Annotated in this window: 4 protein-coding genes; 1 reads left to right on the top strand and 3 read right to left on the bottom strand. The window is 44.1% G+C overall.

What is annotated here, in order from left to right; all coding sequences use genetic code 11:
- Nucleotides 1-63 precede the first annotated feature (63 nt).
- On the top strand, nt 64-243 hold the full coding sequence (locus IAQ59_RS21925) for a hypothetical protein (RefSeq protein WP_209332996.1): 180 nt from the start codon (nt 64-66) through the stop codon (nt 241-243).
- An 80-nt stretch (nt 244-323) separates the two neighbouring features.
- Here IAQ59_RS21925 and IAQ59_RS21920 read toward each other — a convergent pair whose 3' ends face one another.
- The 3 genes from IAQ59_RS21920 to IAQ59_RS21910 form a co-directional block, all read right to left on the bottom strand.
- Nucleotides 324-746 carry a putative toxin-antitoxin system toxin component, PIN family gene (locus IAQ59_RS21920; protein ID WP_209332995.1) on the bottom strand — a complete coding sequence of 141 codons (423 nt, stop codon included), beginning with the start codon at nt 744-746 and terminating at the stop codon, nt 324-326.
- On the bottom strand, nt 743-988 hold the full coding sequence (locus IAQ59_RS21915; protein ID WP_209332994.1) for a hypothetical protein: 246 nt from the start codon (nt 986-988) through the stop codon (nt 743-745). The genes IAQ59_RS21920 and IAQ59_RS21915 overlap by 4 nt, the downstream gene beginning before the upstream one ends.
- Before the next feature lie 160 nt (nt 989-1,148).
- Nucleotides 1,149-1,307 (bottom strand): hypothetical protein, encoded by a 159-nt coding sequence (locus IAQ59_RS21910; protein WP_209332993.1) that lies wholly within the window; start codon nt 1,305-1,307, stop codon nt 1,149-1,151.
- Nucleotides 1,308-1,432: the final 125 nt, after the last annotated feature.

Here is a 1,432-nt window from a genome sequence, read left to right as displayed (position 1 = left end):
GGTCGTTTTCTTTGTGGATATGTGTAGTTAGAAGGGTGGTGAGGTAGACGTAAGACGTTAGATATGAGATGTAAGATTCGGAAAATTTACGATGCCACTTCCTTTCCAAAACCACGAATCCGAAGCAATCCTAACGTCATTCACGTAACCCAATATATCGCCGAAGGCATACCCGCCTGCCGGCAGGTATCCACCTATATCGTGAAGCGTATATCATTTTATATCCCTTTTTATGAATCCTAAACCACACCAATTTCCTGAGAAAAAAGACCTAAGGTCTAATTTGATCGACATTAGAATTAGGGAAGCTCAGGGCTAGTCTGTTACGTTTTTGTACTCTTTTGTTCTGCGAGAATCGCTTTAAATTGGGAAAGCGATAATACGGATACCTTTGGGAACGGAGTATTAGCCAATATTCTAAAATCCTTGTCTTGCGTTACCAAAAAATTAGCTCCTCCCGCTACCACACAATCACAAAACTTATTATCGTCCTTATCACCTAGCAGATTCCACTTAAAATAAACTTCCGTCTTCTCCACATTTGACAATTCCAGCAAGGCCAGGAGTACTGCATCCGCTATATCCTTGTTCATGTGCTCCTCAATAATTTCTGCATATTCTGAGAGAATGTCGGTAGTTACACACAGGGTAAAGTAGCCGTCCACCAGACTCTTGAAAACCCAGTGATGAGCCGATTTTCTCGAAATTGAAACAAGTAAAATATTTGTGTCTAAAACAATTTTCACAAATTGGTGTCCTCGTAAGGTGTCCGTAGTTTAGTGTCCAGGATTTTGTCAGCTTTTTCATTTGACCAGCCTTTGGTATCCCAAAAGTCATCTGCCAGATCCATTGCCTTTTCGGCAAAATACTTGCCTAATAGCTCTTTGATGGCGATCAAGTCTTTTTCAGGGACTTCCTTCGCAAAAAGGCCTAGAAGCTCCCGTTGAAGGTTACTTAATGGTGGCTGTGCTGTTTTAGGTGTCTCCATGGTGCAATTGGCTTTACAAAGTTTCTAACGATTTATGTACTATGAGGTTTTGACAGGACTGTAGGTGTCTGAGAGACGTAGGACCTAAGGAGACATAGGACGTTTGATATGAGATGTGAGATTCGCAAAATTTGCGACCCACACTGGGTGTAGTTTGCAACTACACCCCGATATTTCTGCCAATTGGCAATTGGCGAAACTGAGCTTCCTTCCCAAAACTACCCCAAGCCCCTTGAGCTAGCTTAAAGAGATTGCTTCGCTCCTGCGTCACTCGCAATGACGGGCTTTGCCGGGTTCCCTTACCCCGTAGGGGTGACATGTTTATAGGCTGGGCTTAGAGATCAATTTGTCCCCCCGTTTTGGCCGCGGGCATGTTCATGGTGCCCTATCACTTCCGCCAAAACCCGGAGATGTCTAGCGCTGCGCAACCAACCGAATTGCCTG

The sequence above is a fragment of the Lunatimonas salinarum genome, from assembly GCF_017811155.1.
Lineage (GTDB): Bacteria > Bacteroidota > Bacteroidia > Cytophagales > Cyclobacteriaceae > Lunatimonas > Lunatimonas salinarum.
The sequence above is the reverse complement of the archived record's forward strand: the minus strand, read 5'-3'. Positions and strand labels throughout refer to the sequence as shown.

Coding starts and splice junctions, on each gene's coding strand:
- IAQ59_RS21915 (WP_209332994.1), bottom strand. CDS start 988: ATGGAGACACCTAAAACAGCACAGCCACCATTAAGTAACCTTCAACGG.
- IAQ59_RS21925 (WP_209332996.1), top strand. CDS start 64: ATGAGATGTAAGATTCGGAAAATTTACGATGCCACTTCCTTTCCAAAA.
- IAQ59_RS21910 (WP_209332993.1), bottom strand. CDS start 1,307: ATGTCACCCCTACGGGGTAAGGGAACCCGGCAAAGCCCGTCATTGCGA.